Annotated in this window: 17 protein-coding genes; 11 read left to right on the forward strand and 6 right to left on the reverse strand. The window is 53.3% G+C overall.

The window, feature by feature from the left end:
- The first annotated feature begins 96 nt into the window (after positions 1–96).
- The 5 genes from rpmH (at position 97) to FH871_RS19165 (ending at position 3,772) form a co-directional block, all read left to right on the forward strand.
- Positions 97–264: a 50S ribosomal protein L34 gene (gene rpmH / locus FH871_RS19145; protein WP_111628991.1), complete on the forward strand. Its 168-nt coding sequence runs from the start codon at positions 97–99 to the stop codon at positions 262–264.
- An 84-nt stretch (positions 265–348) separates the two neighbouring features.
- Positions 349–744 (forward strand): ribonuclease P protein component, encoded by a 396-nt coding sequence (rnpA, locus tag FH871_RS19150; RefSeq protein WP_138993009.1) that lies wholly within the window; start codon positions 349–351, stop codon positions 742–744.
- An 81-nt stretch (positions 745–825) separates the two neighbouring features.
- A complete protein-coding gene (locus FH871_RS19155; RefSeq protein WP_138993010.1) occupies positions 826–2,481 on the forward strand; it encodes a S41 family peptidase in 1,656 nt (551 codons plus the stop codon).
- Positions 2,482–2,555: 74 nt separating this feature from the next.
- Positions 2,556–3,248, forward strand: a complete 693-nt coding sequence (gene tsaB, locus FH871_RS19160) for a tRNA (adenosine(37)-N6)-threonylcarbamoyltransferase complex dimerization subunit type 1 TsaB (protein WP_138993011.1) — start codon at positions 2,556–2,558, stop codon at positions 3,246–3,248.
- Between the two features lie 5 nt (positions 3,249–3,253).
- Complete coding sequence (locus FH871_RS19165; protein WP_138993012.1) at positions 3,254–3,772, forward strand: DUF2480 family protein; 519 nt, start codon at positions 3,254–3,256, stop codon at positions 3,770–3,772.
- Between the two features lie 7 nt (positions 3,773–3,779).
- On the opposite strand, the gene FH871_RS19170 is transcribed toward FH871_RS19165, so the two are convergent.
- The 5 genes from FH871_RS19170 to FH871_RS19190 all read right to left on the reverse strand — a co-directional run bounded on the left by FH871_RS19170 (position 3,780) and on the right by FH871_RS19190 (position 8,227).
- Positions 3,780–4,598, reverse strand: coding sequence for a hypothetical protein (locus FH871_RS19170; protein ID WP_138993013.1), 819 nt, complete (start codon positions 4,596–4,598; stop codon positions 3,780–3,782).
- A 74-nt stretch (positions 4,599–4,672) separates the two neighbouring features.
- Positions 4,673–5,263 (reverse strand): ribonuclease HII, encoded by a 591-nt coding sequence (locus tag FH871_RS19175; protein ID WP_138993014.1) that lies wholly within the window; start codon positions 5,261–5,263, stop codon positions 4,673–4,675.
- 87 nt (positions 5,264–5,350) lie between these two features.
- Positions 5,351–6,361 (reverse strand): VWA domain-containing protein, encoded by a 1,011-nt coding sequence (locus FH871_RS19180; RefSeq protein ID WP_138993015.1) that lies wholly within the window; start codon positions 6,359–6,361, stop codon positions 5,351–5,353.
- Positions 6,362–6,371: 10 nt separating this feature from the next.
- Entirely contained in the window at positions 6,372–7,364 is a 993-nt protein-coding gene (locus FH871_RS19185) for a hypothetical protein (protein WP_138993016.1), read from the reverse strand.
- On the reverse strand, positions 7,361–8,227 hold the full coding sequence (locus FH871_RS19190) for a DUF58 domain-containing protein (protein WP_138993017.1): 867 nt from the start codon (positions 8,225–8,227) through the stop codon (positions 7,361–7,363). The genes FH871_RS19185 and FH871_RS19190 overlap by 4 nt, the downstream gene beginning before the upstream one ends.
- Before the next feature lie 139 nt (positions 8,228–8,366).
- Here FH871_RS19190 and FH871_RS19195 point away from each other — a divergent pair, with 139 nt between their 5' ends.
- From FH871_RS19195 to FH871_RS19220, 6 genes are all read left to right on the forward strand, one after another.
- Entirely contained in the window at positions 8,367–8,786 is a 420-nt protein-coding gene (locus FH871_RS19195; protein WP_138993018.1) for a DUF4296 domain-containing protein, read from the forward strand.
- On the forward strand, positions 8,783–10,105 hold the full coding sequence (gene hemG / locus FH871_RS19200; protein ID WP_138993019.1) for a protoporphyrinogen oxidase: 1,323 nt from the start codon (positions 8,783–8,785) through the stop codon (positions 10,103–10,105). The genes FH871_RS19195 and hemG overlap by 4 nt, the downstream gene beginning before the upstream one ends.
- 96 nt (positions 10,106–10,201) lie before the next feature.
- On the forward strand, positions 10,202–11,002 hold the full coding sequence (locus FH871_RS19205; RefSeq protein ID WP_138993020.1) for a polyprenol monophosphomannose synthase: 801 nt from the start codon (positions 10,202–10,204) through the stop codon (positions 11,000–11,002).
- A 481-nt stretch (positions 11,003–11,483) separates the two neighbouring features.
- Complete coding sequence (locus FH871_RS19210; protein WP_138993021.1) at positions 11,484–11,828, forward strand: hypothetical protein; 345 nt, start codon at positions 11,484–11,486, stop codon at positions 11,826–11,828.
- A gap of 80 nt (positions 11,829–11,908) precedes the next feature.
- Positions 11,909–15,919: a S8 family serine peptidase gene (locus FH871_RS19215; protein ID WP_138993022.1), complete on the forward strand. Its 4,011-nt coding sequence runs from the start codon at positions 11,909–11,911 to the stop codon at positions 15,917–15,919.
- Between the two features lie 68 nt (positions 15,920–15,987).
- Positions 15,988–16,632 carry a DinB family protein gene (locus FH871_RS19220; protein WP_138993023.1) on the forward strand — a complete coding sequence of 215 codons (645 nt, stop codon included), beginning with the start codon at positions 15,988–15,990 and terminating at the stop codon, positions 16,630–16,632.
- A gap of 3 nt (positions 16,633–16,635) precedes the next feature.
- Here the strand turns inward: FH871_RS19220 and FH871_RS19225 are convergent, their stop codons facing one another.
- The gene (locus FH871_RS19225; RefSeq protein ID WP_138993024.1) at positions 16,636–17,058 is read right to left on the reverse strand and encodes an EamA family transporter; all 423 of its coding nucleotides are present in this window, start codon (positions 17,056–17,058) and stop codon (positions 16,636–16,638) included.
- Positions 17,059–17,157: the final 99 nt, after the last annotated feature.

Genomic DNA, 17,157 nt, shown 5'->3' on the forward strand with positions numbered 1-17,157 from the left:
AAACGCTAAATGTGAAAATCAAACTTGTTTCGTTCCGTAACATTCTCTACCTTTGCAGACTCATTTGAAAAATAGGCATCCAAGATATAGTTAGTCATGAAAAGAACGTTTCAACCTTCGAACCGTAAGCGCCGGAACAAGCACGGCTTCCGCGAGCGCATGGCATCAGCCAATGGCCGCAGAGTACTGGCCGCCCGTCGCGCAAAAGGACGTCATAAACTGACGGTTTCGGACGAGAAAAAAGGCGATCGGTTTAAAATCTAATTCGTTTGCGGTTTAGGGTTTACAGTTTACGGTTCGATTAGGCGACCTAAACCGTAAACTGTAAACCCTAAACCGTAAACGGAGATGAAGCAAACGTTCAAGAAATCCGAACGGCTTTGCAGTAAAAAAACCATCGGTCAGTTATTTCAGAAAGGTAGTGCGACCACGCGGACGTTCTACCTTTTTCCATTTCGACTCCTCTATACGGACGATCCCGAACGGACCGATCCGCTGCCCGCCATCCTGATTTCCGTCTCCAGTCGAAACTTCAAAAAAGCCGTCGACCGCAACCTGATCCGTCGCCGGGTCCGCGAAGCCTACCGCCTGAATAAAGCACTTCTGTTCGGAACCGCTGAAAAACCGAAGCAACCTCCTGCCTATATTGTCTTTTTATATACCGCCCGCGCAATAATTTCGTTTGAAGAGATAGAAAAAAGTATGAAATTAGCTTTAGGTCGAGTTACTGTTACACAGAGTTGATCAGAGAGAAGCAGAGGCAATCAAAGTTTTCTCTGTGTACCTCTGATCAACTCTGTGTAATAACTCATTTTCCTTAACGATATGCGCAAACGTCTGACTGTCGCCCTGGGAGCGACCCTTCTGGCAGGAAGCCTGGGTTTTTATTCGTTCCGCAACGACGACCGGTTTTTTGAAATCGCCCGCAACCTGGACATTTACGCGACGCTGTTCAAAGAACTGAATTTATATTACGTTGACGAACTGAATCCGAACCGGATGGTGAAGAACAGCATCGACGCCATGCTGAAATCGCTCGACCCCTACACCAACTTTTTTGCCGAAGACGAAATTGAAGATTACATGACGATGACCACCGGACGCTACAACGGCATCGGGGCGCTCATTGGCTCGCGGCAGGGACGCAGCATTGTCATGATGATTTACGAAGGCACGCCCGCCGAGAAATCCGGTTTGCAGATTGGCGATGAGATTCTCAAGGTCGACGGCGTGGACATTAAAGCCCGGCGCGAACTGGATTCCGACAAACTGCTCCGGGGGCAAACCAATACGGCGGTCAAACTGACGGTGAAACGCTTCGGTGCCAAGGACCCCATTGACCTGAACGTGACGCGCGACGTTGTCAAAATGACCAACGTGCCGTATTCCGGCATGATTTCGAGCGACGTGGGCTACATCGATCTGAAAGATTTTACCGGCACGGCGTCGCGCGAGGTGCGGAATGCGTTTGTCGAACTCAAAGGCAAAGGCATGAAAAAGCTGGTGCTGGATGTGCGCGAAAATCCGGGCGGTTTGCTCAACATGGCCATCGATATCGCCAACATCTGGTTGCCGCGCGAGTCGGAGATTGTGACGACCAAAGGCAAAGTAACCGAATGGAACAAAACCTACACGGCTTTGAACCCACCCCTGGATCTGGAAATCCCGATTGTGGTGCTGACCAACAGCCGGAGTGCCTCGGCGGCCGAGATCGTTTCGGGCGTTATTCAGGACTACGACCGGGGTGTTCTGGTGGGTCAACTGACCTACGGAAAAGGGCTGGTGCAAACCACCCGCGAACTTTCGTACAACACCAAACTGAAAATTACCACGGCCAAATACTACATTCCGAGCGGCCGCTGCATTCAGGCCATCGACTACAGCCACCGCAACCCGGACGGCAGCGTGGGCAAGATTCCGGATTCGCTGAAAACCGCCTTCAAAACCAAAGCCGGTCGCCCGGTTTACGACGGCGGTGGCGTTACGCCGGATGTGCTGGTGGAACCGACAACACCCGCGCCAATCGCGATCAGCCTGACCAACAAGGGGTTGATCTTCGATTACGCCATCAAATACCGGCATGACCACCCGACCATCAAGCCCGCGCGCGAGTTCAGCCTAACCGACGCCGAGTACCAGAATTTTGTGACGTGGCTGAAAGACAAGGAATATGATTACACCACGCAGGTTGAAAAAGAACTGGGAACGCTCGAAGCCTCGGCCAAGAAAGAAAAATCGTTCGATCAGATTCAGGATCAGCTAAAAGCGTTGCGTACCAAACTGTCGCACAGTAAAGACGTCGATCTGGTAACGTTCAAAGGCGAACTGAAAACGTTGCTGGAGCAGGAAATTGTCGGTCATTATTACCTCCAGAAAGGCATGAAAGAAGTGTCTTTTGCAACCGATCCGGAAATCAAAGCCGCCCTTGACCTGTTCAAAGACATGAACCGGTACCAGTCTATTTTGAAAGGAAAACCTTAATTTTTTAATGATGAGTTATGAACGATGAATGGGCTAGCGCACAAATTCATCGTTCATAACTCATCATTCATTTCATGTCTCTCATTCTCTCCATTGATACTTCCACCACCGTCTGTTCGGTAGCCCTTCATCGCGACGGGGCGGTTTTGGCCTGTTTCGAATTGTTTACCGAAAAATCATCGTCGGGCATGCTGACGACGCTGATTCAGAATGTGGTTCATCAGAGTGGACACCAGCTTTCTGAACTGGACGCGGTCGCCGTGGCGAAAGGGCCGGGTTCCTACACGGGTTTGCGGATTGGCGTTTCGACGGCCAAAGGGCTGTGTTTCGCCCTCGATAAACCGCTGCTGGCGATCAACACGCTCGAAGCGATGGCGTGGCAGGTAAACGGTTTTTATCCCGTGTCCTACGCCCTTTGCCCGTTGCTCGACGCCCGGCGGATGGAAGTCTACTGTGCGGTTTATGATTCGGAAGGTCGTGAAAGGGTACTAACCTCGGCGCAAATCATTGATGAACAATCGTTTGCGGACTTACTGGCGCAACAGACCGTCGTGTTTTTCGGAAATGGTGCGGCCAAGTGCCGGGCGGTTTTGGCGCATCAACCGAATGCGGTTTTTCCCGAACAAGTCATTCATCCTTCGGCCCGAACGGTGGGCCAACTGGCCGCCCTGGCATATCGGGAAGGCCGGTTTGAAAGTGTCGCTGATTTTGAGCCTTACTACTTAAAAGATTTTGTGGGAACCAAGCCGAAGAAACTGGTTGTTTAGCGGGTATGGAAACGGAACTGATTGTCAACCGGGTCGCCAAAAGTGGCCTGGTATCCCTGGACTTGGAAGATTATTACCACCCCGGCGAGCGGATTGTCTACGACTTGAAGGACAACCTGTTTATGGGGCTGATTCTCAAGGAAAAAGATTTTCGCGAATTTCTGAAAACCCACGACTGGAGCCAATACACCGGTAAAAATGTGGCCGTCACCTGCACCGAAGACGCCATCGTTCCGACCTGGGCTTTCATGCTCCTGACGATTCACCTGGAACCCTACGCCCACACCGTGGTGTTCGGTTCGCTGCAGGATCTCGAAGAAAAACTCTACTTCGACGCCATTGCCCGCATCAACATTGAAGACTACCGCGACACCCGCGTGGTGGTGAAAGGCTGCAGCAAAGTGCCGGTGCCGACGGCGGCTTATGTCGAAATCACCCGCCGGTTGCGCCCCGTTGCCCAAAGCATCATGTTCGGCGAACCGTGCAGCACTGTGCCACTGTACAAGCGCCCAAAGCAGGGGTAACGGTTTACTACTGATTGTAAAAAAATTCCTCTTTCCGGCCATCGGCATAAATCATCCGGGCGGGATAGCCGTCGGGACGGTATTCGTATCTCCACTGTTCGTCGGTGCTGATTAACGAAACCAGGTTGATTGACTTTTGGCGGACAATGTTATTGGGACTCATGTACCAGCTAATCTCAGAGTTCAGGCGGGCCGTGCGGTACGGATTTGGCGCAGTATCGTATTCGTAGGTTGTGCTGACATTGGGCCGGGCGTTATCGGAAACGTCGGTATATAGCTCCTCCATCGTCACGTTTCCCCGGTTATCATACTGGAATACGGTGTACGAAGCCAGCTTTCCATCGCTCGTGTAAATGTTTTGCCTCGTAATTCGATTCCCGTAGGCATACTCAAATATTGTGGAGGAGCGATACTCGGTTTTTGTATCGGTCTGGGTATAGCTTTGTCGTTTGCGGATGGTCGTGTCGGGATTAAAAACCGTATCATCGTAGGAGTAGATTTTCAGGGGTTGTCCCGATTGAATGCTACTTGACCAGGGCGGATTGGTAAAATGCTGTTCCACGCGAAGCGTATTGCCGTCTGTCCACCGGTAAACCTGTTTGCTGTCTACCGTACCGTTTGTGTTTTCCGAAATGACCTCGCGGAGCAGGTTGTTCTCGTCGTAGTCGTAGCGGGTGGACCGAAACGAAGCCGGATTCGCCGGACTTCCGTAGTAATCGGTTCGAATCAAACGAAAGGAAGAGCCTCTGGCCAGAATCGCATCTTCGTTCTTGCGGTTGCAGGCCGTTACCCAAAGGAGCAGAAGCAGCAGGTTCAGAATTTTCATAAAGGGTTGGGAGAAAAGCAGATACCGACAGGATTCCGTTGAGCCACAAAACGTTGTAATCGGCGATGGAATTTCTATACCAGCCGAAAACTCATCCGGTGCCACCGGCACGGCCCGAACTCCAGAATCGCCCGGCGGTGGTAGGGCGTTGGGTAGCCTACGTTCCGCTCCCAGCCGTAGTGCGGAAACTCGATCGCCAGGTTTTCCATCAACTCATCCCGATACGTTTTGGCCAGCACCGATGCGGCTGCAATCGATAAAAACTTGGTGTCGCCTTTGACAATGCAGGTGTGCGGGATCATCGGGTAGTTCACAAACCGGTTGCCGTCGACCAGCAAATGATCCGGTTTGATACCATCAACCTGACCCATGATGGCATCCAGTGCCTGATGCATTGCCAGAAAGCTGGCTTTCAGTATGTTAATCCGGTCAATTTCCTCGTTTGACACCTCCGCAATGGCCCAGGCCAGGGCGTCGCGCTGCAATTCTGCCCGCAGTTGCTCGCGCTGAAAACGGCTTAGTTGCTTCGAATCAGTCAGAATGGGATGCGTGTAGTTTTTCGGCAAAATAACCGCAGCCGCTACCACCGGCCCGGCCAGACACCCCCGCCCGACCTCATCCAGCCCCGCTTCAATGTAGTTTTCGTTGTAATGAGAAAGTAGCATAGTAGACAGGAGACGTTAGACAAGAGAGTAAAGATTGCACACCGGTTTTGTCTTTCATCTCTTGTCTATCTTCTTTCGTCTCCACTTTTAATCTTCCAGTATATTTCCAAAAATCGTGTTTTTCAGGAACAGTGTCAGCAACAGGAACACGATGGCCCAGTAGAGATAGACGCGGTAAAAATCTTTGACATCCTTGTAAATCACGGTTTTAACCGGCGCTTTTTCCAGTCGGTCGATTTCGTTGAAAACCGCCTGGAGACGCGGGGCATCGCCCGCCCGGAAAAAACTGCCGCTCCCGATGTTGGCAATGGTGGTCAAAATGCCTTCGTCCACCGTCACCGTTGTCAGGTTGCTCGACACACTCGGCAGTGGCGGGCGACCAATGGCCACCGTATAAATCCGGATGTTGAACGCTTTCGCCAGCCGCGCCACCGTCACCGGATCGAGGTTGCCCGCCGTATTGTCGCCGTCGCTGAGCAGAATGGTAACCTTGCTTTTGACTTTCGACTCGCGCATCCGGTTGATGCAAACCGCCAGGGCGCTGCCAATGGCCGTGCCGGACGTTTTGATCATGCTGTCGTCCAGGTCGTTCAGGTAGCCGTTCAGGAGGTCGTGGTCGGTTGTCAGCGGGCAGAGTGAATACGCTTCGCCGGCAAAAATAACCAGCCCAATCCGGTCATTCTGGCGGCTTTTAACGAAGCTGCGGGCCACGCGCTTGGCGGCTTCCAGGCGGTTGGGCTTCAGGTCGGTTTCGGCCATCGACGACGAAATGTCAATGGCAAGCATCAAATCGATTCCTTCGGCCACCCGCTCGGTTTCTTCGCGAATGATCTGGGGCCGCGCAAGCGTCATCAGCAGGAGCGTGGTGGCCATAAACAGGCTGAGGGGTAGCAAATGCCGCAGACTCCCCACCAGCGAAGGCTGGAGTTCGGTCTGGTTCAGGGCCACATTCAGCCGTTGCCGCGACGGACTGGACAACAACGATCGCAGGCCAAAGAGCAGGAGAATGGCCGGGATGGCGTACAAATAAATCGGTTGCGCCCAGGTAAACTGGCGCAGTTGCGAAATTGTAAACCATTGATAAGAAAACCACTCCATAGGCAACTGGTCAAATAGGCACTTCCTGATTTACTTCCTCCATCCGAACGCTGCTCCGGCGGTAGGCCGTATCCGCCACCTCGTTCAGAATGCGGAGGGACTGCTGCGTCTGGTCGGAATACACACTACCGTAAATCACGCCGTCAATTTCTTTCAGCGCGTCGGCCAGCCGGTTATCCTGCACCGATTCAACAATTTCGCGGGTCGTCAGCGATGTATACGGTTTTCGCTCCAGCCGTTCCATGTACTGTTTCCAGATCACCACGGCCCGTCCGGCGTCTTCGTGGGCGGTTTCGGGGCCAATGCCGCGCGTCAGTCGGTTGAAGGCCCGTTGAAAATCCAGGTATTGCCGATACAACTGATACCGCCGGATGCGCGTTCGGATGGTTCGTCCAAAAAACAGAAACAGAACCCCCGCCAGCAGGCATAACCCCGCCACAATCGTCATCAGCAACGGATAATTCATCTGCTGCCGAAGCGAAACGACGGCGGTAGTGGTCGAAAGCCGGAGCGTGTCGGGGCGCATCGTCTGAATGCGCTCCCGCAGCCGGATCGTATCGACATTGGAAAAAACAAGGGTGCAGTCGGAGGGCGTGCGCAGCAGAAATACCGGTACTTTTAACGTCTGGGTCGGGCTCGTTTCGAACGATACAAGCGTATACACCGAACTGTCGAGGCTGCCTTTGGCATCGGTTTTGGTCGAAAAAATAGAAATATCGCGCACCAGAAACGGAGCAAAATGCCGGGCTGTATCCGGAAAGAGCACATCGACTCTGGACCGGTGACGAATGCTCAGGGAATACTGGAACGGTTTGCCAATTTCAATCGTGTCGGTGAGGAAAACGCCTTTGGGAGGCTGGGCGTTGGTGGTGTTGAGGAAATATAAATAATGAATAACGAATAGCGAATTACGAATAACGAACCATCGGATAAAATCCGTTCTAATCGGTTGAATCCGTTTTATCGTGCGAAGACCCGGCCGCGTTCCTATCATACTATTCATCGGGTTTTTCGGACACGGAATAGCTCGATCAGTTGCGGAACGTAATCCGCCTGCGAATCGAGTGCCACGTAATTGGCGTTATATTGTTTACAAAACCGCTCCAACTGCTGCTGACTTTGCCGGAAGGTCTGCTTGATGCCATTCCGAAAGCCCGAAGAAGAGGTGTTGACCCAAACCGTTCGGCGGCTTTCCGTATCGTAAACCGGGATGATGCCCAGCCGCGGCAGGCTGGTTTCCCGCTGGTCGTACATGTGAATCACGACCAGATCATGTTTCCGGGCGAGGGCTTTCAGGCTGTGTTCGTAGCCGGAGTCGATAAAATCCGATACCAGAAAAACCACACTCCGACGTTTCAGCACGTTGAGCGTAAACAGCAGCGCATCGGTCAGGCTGGTTCGGACGGACTCCGGTTTTAGCTTGAACAGGTTGACAATCAACTGATAACCGTGCTTCATGCTGTTCGACGGTTTCAGGTATTTTTCCTTTTGATCCGAGAAGCAATACATGCCCACATGACTGGCTTCCTTGATGGCCGACAACGCCAGAACGCCACACACTTCGCGGGTCGTATCGAGTTTGGAGCGGGTGGTGGTGCCAATTTCCTGCGACGCGCTGACGTCGATGAGGAAAAAAACCGTCTGGTCTTTTTCTTCCCGGAAGATTTTCACGAATGTTCCATGGCCTTTCGACGACACGTTCCAGTCGATTGCCCGCACGTCGTCGCCGTACTGATACGTCCGCAAATCGCTGAACTCCAGTCCGGAACCTTTGAAAATGGATCGAAAATTGCCGCGCATCTGCGAATTGACGGCTTTCCGGATCCGAATTTCAAACTGATATAGTCTTGCCAAAAACTCGTGCATGGTATTTTTTCGGTTCAATGCGGCTGAAAATCCCGTGAAAAAGAATTCAGTCCAGAATAGCCGCGTTGAACAGCGTGTTTCTAAGAACAGGATTCCCGACATTTGTACCCAAATGCCAGCTTTGACAAAAATAACGAAAATGAACGCGCAACTGTGCAGCCAATTCCGAATAGGCCTGCTGATCCTGCTTCTGGCTCTGTTGCAGGCCTGCCAAACGCCCGTGGCAGAAGCGCCCGAAAACCTGATTCCGGAGGGAAAAATGGCGCAGATTCTGACCGAAATCCATTTGGCCGAAGCCCGGGTTACGAAGCTGAACCGGATTTCACAGGATAGCAACACGCTGATTTACAAGCATCTAGAAAAACAGATTTTTCGAAAATACCAGGTCGATACGGCCGCTTATTCGAAGAGTTACACCTATTACTCATCGGACCCGGAGCAGTTGGCCGAAATTTATAAAAAGGTGACGGAAGAGTTGGAAAGGCGTAAAAAAACGACGGATACCAGCAGCGTGAAAAAAGGCAAGCTGCCGACCCGACTGAAAAATTTAACGAAATGATTGCCATTATTGGAGCAGGTATCTCGGGCCTGACGCTGGCGTATGACCTTCAGCAACGCCAGATCCCGTATCGGTTATTCGATCGCGGGCGTGAACCGGGCGGACTTATGCAGTCCCGGCGCGACGGACCGTATCTGATCGAACGCGGACCGAATTCGCTGCTGGGTGATGCGGCTTTGCTGGCCTGGCTCGATCAGTTGGGGCTGACACCAGACATTCGGTTTGCCAAACCGGTGAGTAAAGCGCGGTATATTTACCGAAATGGGGCCTATCGTAAATTGCCAGCGGGGCCGTTGTCGCTGCTTTTTTCGTCGTTCTTTAGTTGGGAAACCAAAAAAGCGTTCTGGCATGAGCGTTCCAACCCGACGGTTTCGCCCCCGGGTGAAACCTTGAGTGCTTTTTTTCGCCGGCGGTTTTCGCAGGAAGTGGTCGATTATGCACTGGCACCGTTCGTGGCCGGTGTTTACGCCGGTAATCCGGATCAGTTGCTGGTTTCGGAAACCTATCCGATGCTGCTGGACTACGAAAAACAGTATGGTTCGGTACTGAAAGGCTTCATCAAAAAGGCGGGTTCGGCCGAGCGTCGGCAATCGTTCAGTTTCCGCGAGGGATTGCAAACGTTGCCCAATGCCCTGGCAGCCCAACTCACGGCCCTCAACCTGAACGACTCGATAAACCGCCTGACCAAAACCGAAACCGGCTGGCTGCTTGAGGCTCAAAGTGGGAGCTACCCTGCCGATGCTGTCGTGCTGGCCTGCGATACAGCGGCTTCGGCTCACCTGCTCGAGACCACCTGGCCGGAGGTGGCCAACCGGCTCCGTCAAATCGCCTATCCGCCCATGACCGCCGTTCATTCGGTCTATAAACGCGCCGATGTTACCCACCCGCTCGACGGTTTTGGCGGTTTAAATCCGCGGGTTGAAAACCAGTTTGCGGCTGGTCACATCTGGAGCAGTTCGGTTTTTGACGACCGATGCCCGGCGGATGAAGTATTGTTTACCAGTTTGGTGGGTGGACAGCAGGGAGCGGAAAACACCCAACACCCGGACGAGGTCATCCGGCAGCGGGTGCATCGCGAACTCGTTCAGGCGTTTGGCATTCGGGCCGAAGCGCCGGTGCGGCAGTGGCTCACGCGCTGGGAACGGGCTATTCCGCAGTATGACGCCCGGATGGTGCCGGTTCGGGAGCAGACGCCGGCGCTGGAAACGGACGGTTTGTATGTGTGTGCCAACTGGTATGAGGGGCCGAGCCTGTCTGACTGCATCTGGAAAGCAAAAACGTTGGGTGCGCGACTGGCCGGATTGGAAATCGCTGAGTAATACGCGGGTTTTAACAAATTTTAAGGGAAGCAGTACCTGATTCCGGTATTTTTTTTTGTTATTTTATGGGGAGCGTACTCTAACCCGACTGTTACCTTGAAAGAATGCTTGGTGGTCATTCCGACCTATAACGAAATTGAAAACATCGAACTCATCATTCGAAAGGTTATGAGTCTGTCGACGCCTTTCGATGTGCTGATTGTCGATGATGGATCACCGGATGGCACGGCCCGGCGGGTGAAAGAATTGCAGCAGGAATATGGCGCCGACGGGTTGCCGTGGCGGCTTCATTTGATGGAACGGAAAGGCAAGCTGGGCCTGGGCACGGCCTACATCACCGGTTTTCGCTGGGCGCTGGAGCAGGGCTACCGATATATCTGTGAAATGGATGCCGATTTCTCCCACAACCCCGACGATCTGGCGCGGCTCCACGAAGCCTGTGTCGACACCGGCAACGATGTGGCCATTGGCTCCCGATACATCACGGGCGTCAATGTGGTAAACTGGCCGATGGGGCGCGTTTTAATGTCGTATTTTGCCGGGATTTACGTTCGCTTCATTACCGGTATGCGGGTTATGGATCCCACCGCAGGATTTATCTGCTACAGCCGGGACGTACTGAAAACCGTTCTGCAAAATAATATTCGGTTTGTTGGCTACGCCTTTCAGATCGAGATGAAGTTTCTGGCCTGGAAATACGGTTATCGCATCACCGAAGTGCCGATTATTTTCACCGATCGAACCCGGGGGGCCTCTAAAATGTCGAGTGGAATTTTCAAAGAAGCCGTATTTGGCGTTTTGCAAATGAAAATTGCCAGCTTTTTCCGGCAGTATATTCCCCCGCCGGAACAATCAAAACCGGTTCTGGCGGAGCCGGAAACTACGGAAGCGGTGTAGGATCAACCTACACCGCTTTTTTTTTGCGGTTATCTCTCAGACAAGGGCGGTGTCACGGGAAGGGTATGTTGCATTATTCTATGCTATTGTGTTTACTATTCAATATACTCCGATTTTGCTCCTGTAAGGCTGAAACAGCCGTTTCAGCGCCGTTTCCGGCATTTTGAAAACAGTATGATGACGGTAAAACTTCGATTTGTCTCCAGTTCTTGAAAAATAAAATTGTATTATATAAAGAATTTTTGAATTTTTCAATTATTCCTCATTCTTGAGTAAGCGGTTTATCTGAAAATTAAATGAATCTGTTTCGATTAGACGCAAAATAATATTTGGTGCGTAGAAATACAATTGTAATAAGCTGTTGAAATTGAAATTGCACTGAAAACCAGTGCCTTAAATGGGTAGAACTTTATGTCATCTTTTAATAGTTACTTTGTTGAATAGTTAGAAAAAAGGTTTTCCACTGTAAACAAATAGAAAGATGAACACCACACTGAAAGCTTCGTTAATGGCCCTTGGGATGGGCTTTATTATGATTTGCGTAGTCGACGCTGTTACACCTAAATCACTGCTTGGTTCGTTGATGGGCCAATCCGGTCCGCAGGCGAATGTAACCGTCGTTGTCAATAGAGTTGATGATCAGCCGATTACGGTTCGGTTGTCAAAATTGAACGGCGAAGTGATTGCCAGCAAAGAATTGGGAGAAGGAAACACGGTTCATTTCGGTTTGAAAGATGCCGTAAACGGTACCTACCGGGTTGAAGTTTCCAACGCGACCACTAAAAAGGTAAAAGACGTAGTTTTGTCTGCCCAGAAGGCGGTTTAATACGAAACGGATTAAAAATCCGTTCTGATTACATGCTAAGCCCAACAGTTTTAATAACTTGTTGGGCTTAGCATTTTTTTATGGCTTCACGTTTCCGATTTCTGTGGATTGGCTTGCTGGTGGGGATGGCGCTCGGAGCCAATGCTCAAAAACCGCTTTATAACCGGCAACAGCAGTCGGTTCTCAACCAGCTTAGTCAGGGTTTGCAGCAAAACCGTCGTCCGGCGTACCTGCGGGCCGTAGAAATCGCTCAGAAAAGGCAGGTCCCGCTGCGTCAGGAACGCTCAGACGGAACGGTCGTGCTTCTCCACGGCGTCGATGAACACAACAATCTGCTCTTTAAGGCGACCACCAGCGCTACCCGGGCGGGCAATACGACCCGTACCTCATCGCTGTATACCGGCGGTTCGCTCGGCCTGAACCTGTCGGGCAATAGCGCGGCTGTGCGCGACAAACTGGGCATCTGGGATGGCGGCAAAGTGCGCTCGACCCACGCGGAACTAACCGGGCGAGTTACGCAGGTCGATAGCAGCGGTACCATCAGCAATCACCCGACCCACGTGGCTGGCATCATGATCGGTGCCGGGGTAAACGAACGGGCGCGGGGAATGGCTTTCGGGGCCAATCTGAAAGCGTATGACTTCAGCAATGATGACGCCGAAATCGCTGCGGCTGCGGCTGATTTGCTGCTTTCCAACCATTCATACAACATTCAGGCCGGTTGGGTTTTCAACGCCGACCGCGCGGGTGACATCAAATGGGAATGGTGGGGCGATACGACCGTCAATGCGTTAGATGATTATAAATTCGGGATTTACAACAACGGTGCCCGCGATCTGGACCGCATTGCCGTGGCGGCTCCGTATTATCTGCTGGTAAAGTCGGCGGGCAATACACACGGCCAGAATGGCCCGGGAGCCAACGAACCCTACTGGCTTGTCAACCGGAATGCCGCCAGCCGCACTCCCCGCAACAACCAGACTGGCTACGATCAGATTTCGACGGATTGCAACGCCAAGAATATTCTGTCGGTGGGCGCCGTCAGCAGCATTGCCACCGAATATGCCCAACCTTCGGACGTCCGGCTGGCGGGTTTCAGTTCCTGGGGTCCGACCGACGACGGGCGCATCAAACCGGATCTGGTGGGCGTGGGTGTCAGCGTGCTGGCCGCCGGATCGGCCAATGACAACGCCTACGCCACGCTTTCCGGCACGTCGATGGCAGCCCCCAACGTGTCAGGGTCGCTGCTGTTGTTGCAGGAGCAATACGCTCAGTCGCACAATGGCCAGCTCATGCGATCTTCGACGCTGAAAGGACTGGCGTTGCACACCGCCAACGAAGCCGGTGACGCGCCCGGCCCCGACTACCGGTTTGGCTGGGGGTTGCTCAACGTGGAAAAAGCCGCGCGCGTTATTGCCAATACTGACAAAAGCCATTTGCTGGAAGAACGAACCCTGAACCAGGGCGAACGACAAACTGTGCAGATCGTCGCTTCAGGGCGCGGACCGCTGGTGGTTACGATTTGCTGGACCGATCCGGCCGGGACGAGTCTGGGCGCTTCCGTGGCGAATTTCAATAACCGCAGTCCGCGACTGGTCAACGACCTGGATATTCGCGTGGCGGATGGCTCGCAAACGCTGTTACCCTGGGTGCTCGATCCGGCCAACCCGGCGAATCCGGCCACGCGGGGTGATAACCTTCGGGACAATGTGGAGCAGATTCTGATTGCCGATGCCATTCCGGGGAAAACCTACACCTTGACAATTTCGCACAAAAACAGCCTGTTGAACGGCAGACAGGATTTCGGTCTGATCGTCAGCGGAACCGGTGGAAATGCGTATTGTGCCTCGGCGGCTACGTCAGCGGGTGCGGCCAACATCGACCGTGTTCGTTTCGGCACCATCGACCAGGCCGGGCGCGACGGCTGCCAGCCGTATTCTGATTTCACGAGTGTAATCACCAACGTTTCTATCGGTCAACAACTGCCGCTGAACGTGACCCTCGGCAGTTGTGGCCAAACCCGGCAAACCATTACGAGGGCGTTCATTGACTGGAATCTAGACGGTGATTTTGATGACGCGGACGAACTGGTCGCCACCTCGGGTGTGCTGACGACTTCGGCTACGTTCTCGACAACCGTAACGGTGCCGGGCGGTTTGGTGGAAGGGCAATCTACACGCCTACGGATTGTGACGGTCGAAACCAGCGATGCGGGATTCGTGCAGGCCTGCGGAAATTATCCCAACGGCGAAACCCAAGATTATCTGGTGCGCTTCGTGCGTCCGCAAAGCGATGTCGGAATCAGTGCGCTGGTGTCGCCCCAGAACGGTTTTTGCAGTCAGTCCGAGATTCAGGTAGCCGTAACGGTTCGTAATTACGGCTCCACCGAGCAGCGGAACATTCCGGTGACGGTTCAGATTCTGGCCCCGTTTGGAGCGGCTGTTGCCAACTTGAGCGACACGTTGAAAGTGACGTTGGGGCCATCGCAGGAAGCCCGGTTGGTTCTGCGTGGTCTGGCCGAATTCAGAACCGCAACCGCCTATCGCTTCACCGTTCAAACGCGTTTATCGACGGATCAAAATGCGGCAAACGATCAATTGGTCAGTATTCTGACGACCTCGGCAGCCATCACCGATCAGGGCAGTTTTTCGGTTTCGGCCTGTGACAACAGTGCGGTTTCGCTCCGAAATACCGGCAGTGGCACAGCTTTCTGGTACGACGCCCCGACGGGCGGGAACCTGATCGGTGCGGGCAATCAGGCAACGGCACTCAGCCAACCAGCCAGCGGAATTTATTATGCCGCGCTCAACCAGTTTGTCGGCACGTTCGGCCCGGCGACCAAACAGGCGTTTGGCGGAGGAACGTATTCGGGGAATTTTGGCCCACAACCGGTGATTACGACGCAGGTTCCAATCGTTTTGGAAAGTGCCCGCCTGTATATCGGCAGTGCGGGACGGATTACGTTTACGGTTCAGAAACCGGATGGGGCTTTCGTTTCCAGTGTGACGCTCGATGTGACGCCCACGCGAAGCCCCAACACACCCGTCGGAACGCCCCCATCAGGCCAGCAATCAGACGACCCCACCGATCCGGGGGCCGACTATCTGCTCAATCTGTCGATTCCTGAAGCGGGTAGTTATACGATTGGTATTGCCTACGAAGATGGTGCTACCATTTTTCGGAGTAATGTCGGCGTCACGGGTTTTCCGTTCCAGATTCCCGGCGTCATTAGTCTGAAAGGGTCGCTGTTCAACGGGGATACGCTGACGAATGCCTATTATTACTTCTACAACCTGCGGGTGAAAGCAGCGGGTTGTCCGGCATCGGAGCGCGTGGCCGTGACGCCCAAACCGGGCTCTGCCGTGGTGGCGGTGGTAACGCCCGACGGTGCAACGGACATTTGCCGGGGGAGTTCGGTGGTGCTGCGGGCGCAGAATGTAGCCGGGTATGCCTATCAGTGGTTGTTGAACGGGCAGGTGATTTCGGCGGCTACCTCCGCTACGCTGTCGGTGACTGCTGCCGGTTCCTACAGCGTCCGGGTGTCGGGCGAATGCCCCACAGCAACTTCTGCGGCTGTGGTCGTTACGGTCAAAGAGCCACAGGCACCGGTGATTACCCGGGATGGCTACACCCTGCGATCCAACGCAACGACGGGCAACCAGTGGTTGTTGAACGGCGTTCCGATTGCGGGGGCCACGCAGCAATTGTATACGGCCACGCAATCAGGACGGTATTCGGTGCGCGCCAACGCCAACGGTTGTGCCGAACTGGTTTCGGCAGAAATCACGCTGGACGTCATTACATCAGTGAATCCGTCCGTCAGTTCAGGAGTTAGCCTGTGGGTTTCGCCGAATCCCGCTTTCCGGCAGGTGACGGTTTCGTTTATACCGGAATCGGTCAAGAGCCGGACGTACCGGTTTACGCTGGTGGATGTCCGGGGCATCGCCCTTCGCTCGGCACTCCTTACCCGAACCGCTACCGATTACTCCGCAAACATCGACGTGTCTACCTTGTCGCCGGGCCTGTTTTTTGTATTGATTCAGGATGAAGACGGGCAAACGATTCGGCGTAGTAAATTACTGAAAGAGTGAGTAAATTGGATTCGCCAAATGACTGCTACTGCAACCGGCTCACCATCTCACATTTTAACGCTACGGGTATGAATTCTCTCATTTCGCGTCGAACCTTTCTGAACGGTAGTTTAACGGCAGGGATCAGCCTGCCGGGGCTGCTTTCTCCCACTGCTCACGGTTTTGCTCCGGAAGACAACCTGCTCGTGATCGGTCCGTTGAAGGGCTACACGCCCCAAATTGGCACGCTCGTTTCGATGCTGAACTACAACCGGGACACCATTATTCGTTTGGTGAAAGGCATGACCAGAGCACAACTCGACTTTCTGTTCGATGCCCACGCCAACACCATCGGCAGTTTGTTGCTGCATCTGGGGGCAACGGACAAGTTCTACCAGATCAATACGTTCGAAGGACGGCAGGAATTCAACGAGGAGGAAAAAAAGAAATGGGGGGCCGCGATGGCGCTGGGCGATGCCGGGCGGAAAGAGATCAAAGGCCACGAGGTGAATTATTACCTGGACAAACTGGCTGCCGTGCGGGAAAAAACGCTGAACCTGCTAAAAACCAAAGATGATGAATGGCTGCTGGCGCTCGACCCGGTCTGGTCGAAACAGCAACCGGTCAATGCCTACTGGAAATGGTTCCACGTCTGCGAGCACGAATCGAACCACCGGGGCCAGATTGCCTTTCTGAAAAGCCGCCTGCCCGGCGCGAAACCGGCAAAGGATTGAATGCTACTCCTTCGACAGGGCGATCAATACGGCCCCACCGGCCATCAGGACGGCGCCCGCAATGACTTGCCAGTTAATTTTTTCTTTCAGGAAGATAACCGCCAGGATGATCGTAAACACCAGCGAGATTTTGTCCAGTGGAGACGTGCGGGAGGCATCGCCTAACTTCAACGCTCGAAATGTGAGCAGTGACGAGACGCAGGTGATGATGCCCGCAGCGATCAGGTAAATCCAGACGCGCCGGTCAATGCGACTGACATCCGGCAGATTGCCTTGCCCGATCACGACGCCCCATGACACCACGAGGATGCAAACCGATTGGATCGCAAACGCCAGGCTGGAATCGACCTGCTTGATGCCCGCTTTAGACAATGTCACCACGACAGCGGAAGCTAGAGCGGCCAGTAACGAAAATACGATCCACATGAGTTGATAGAAGATAAGTATACAATCAAAAAGCGTTCGTTGAAGGAAAAGGATATAAAAACTGATCGAAAGGTTTTTCAGGTTGGGCGGAGCGTAAAA

It is taken from the genome of Larkinella sp. C7 (assembly GCF_006149005.1).
Taxonomy (GTDB): Bacteria; Bacteroidota; Bacteroidia; order Cytophagales; family Spirosomataceae; genus Larkinella.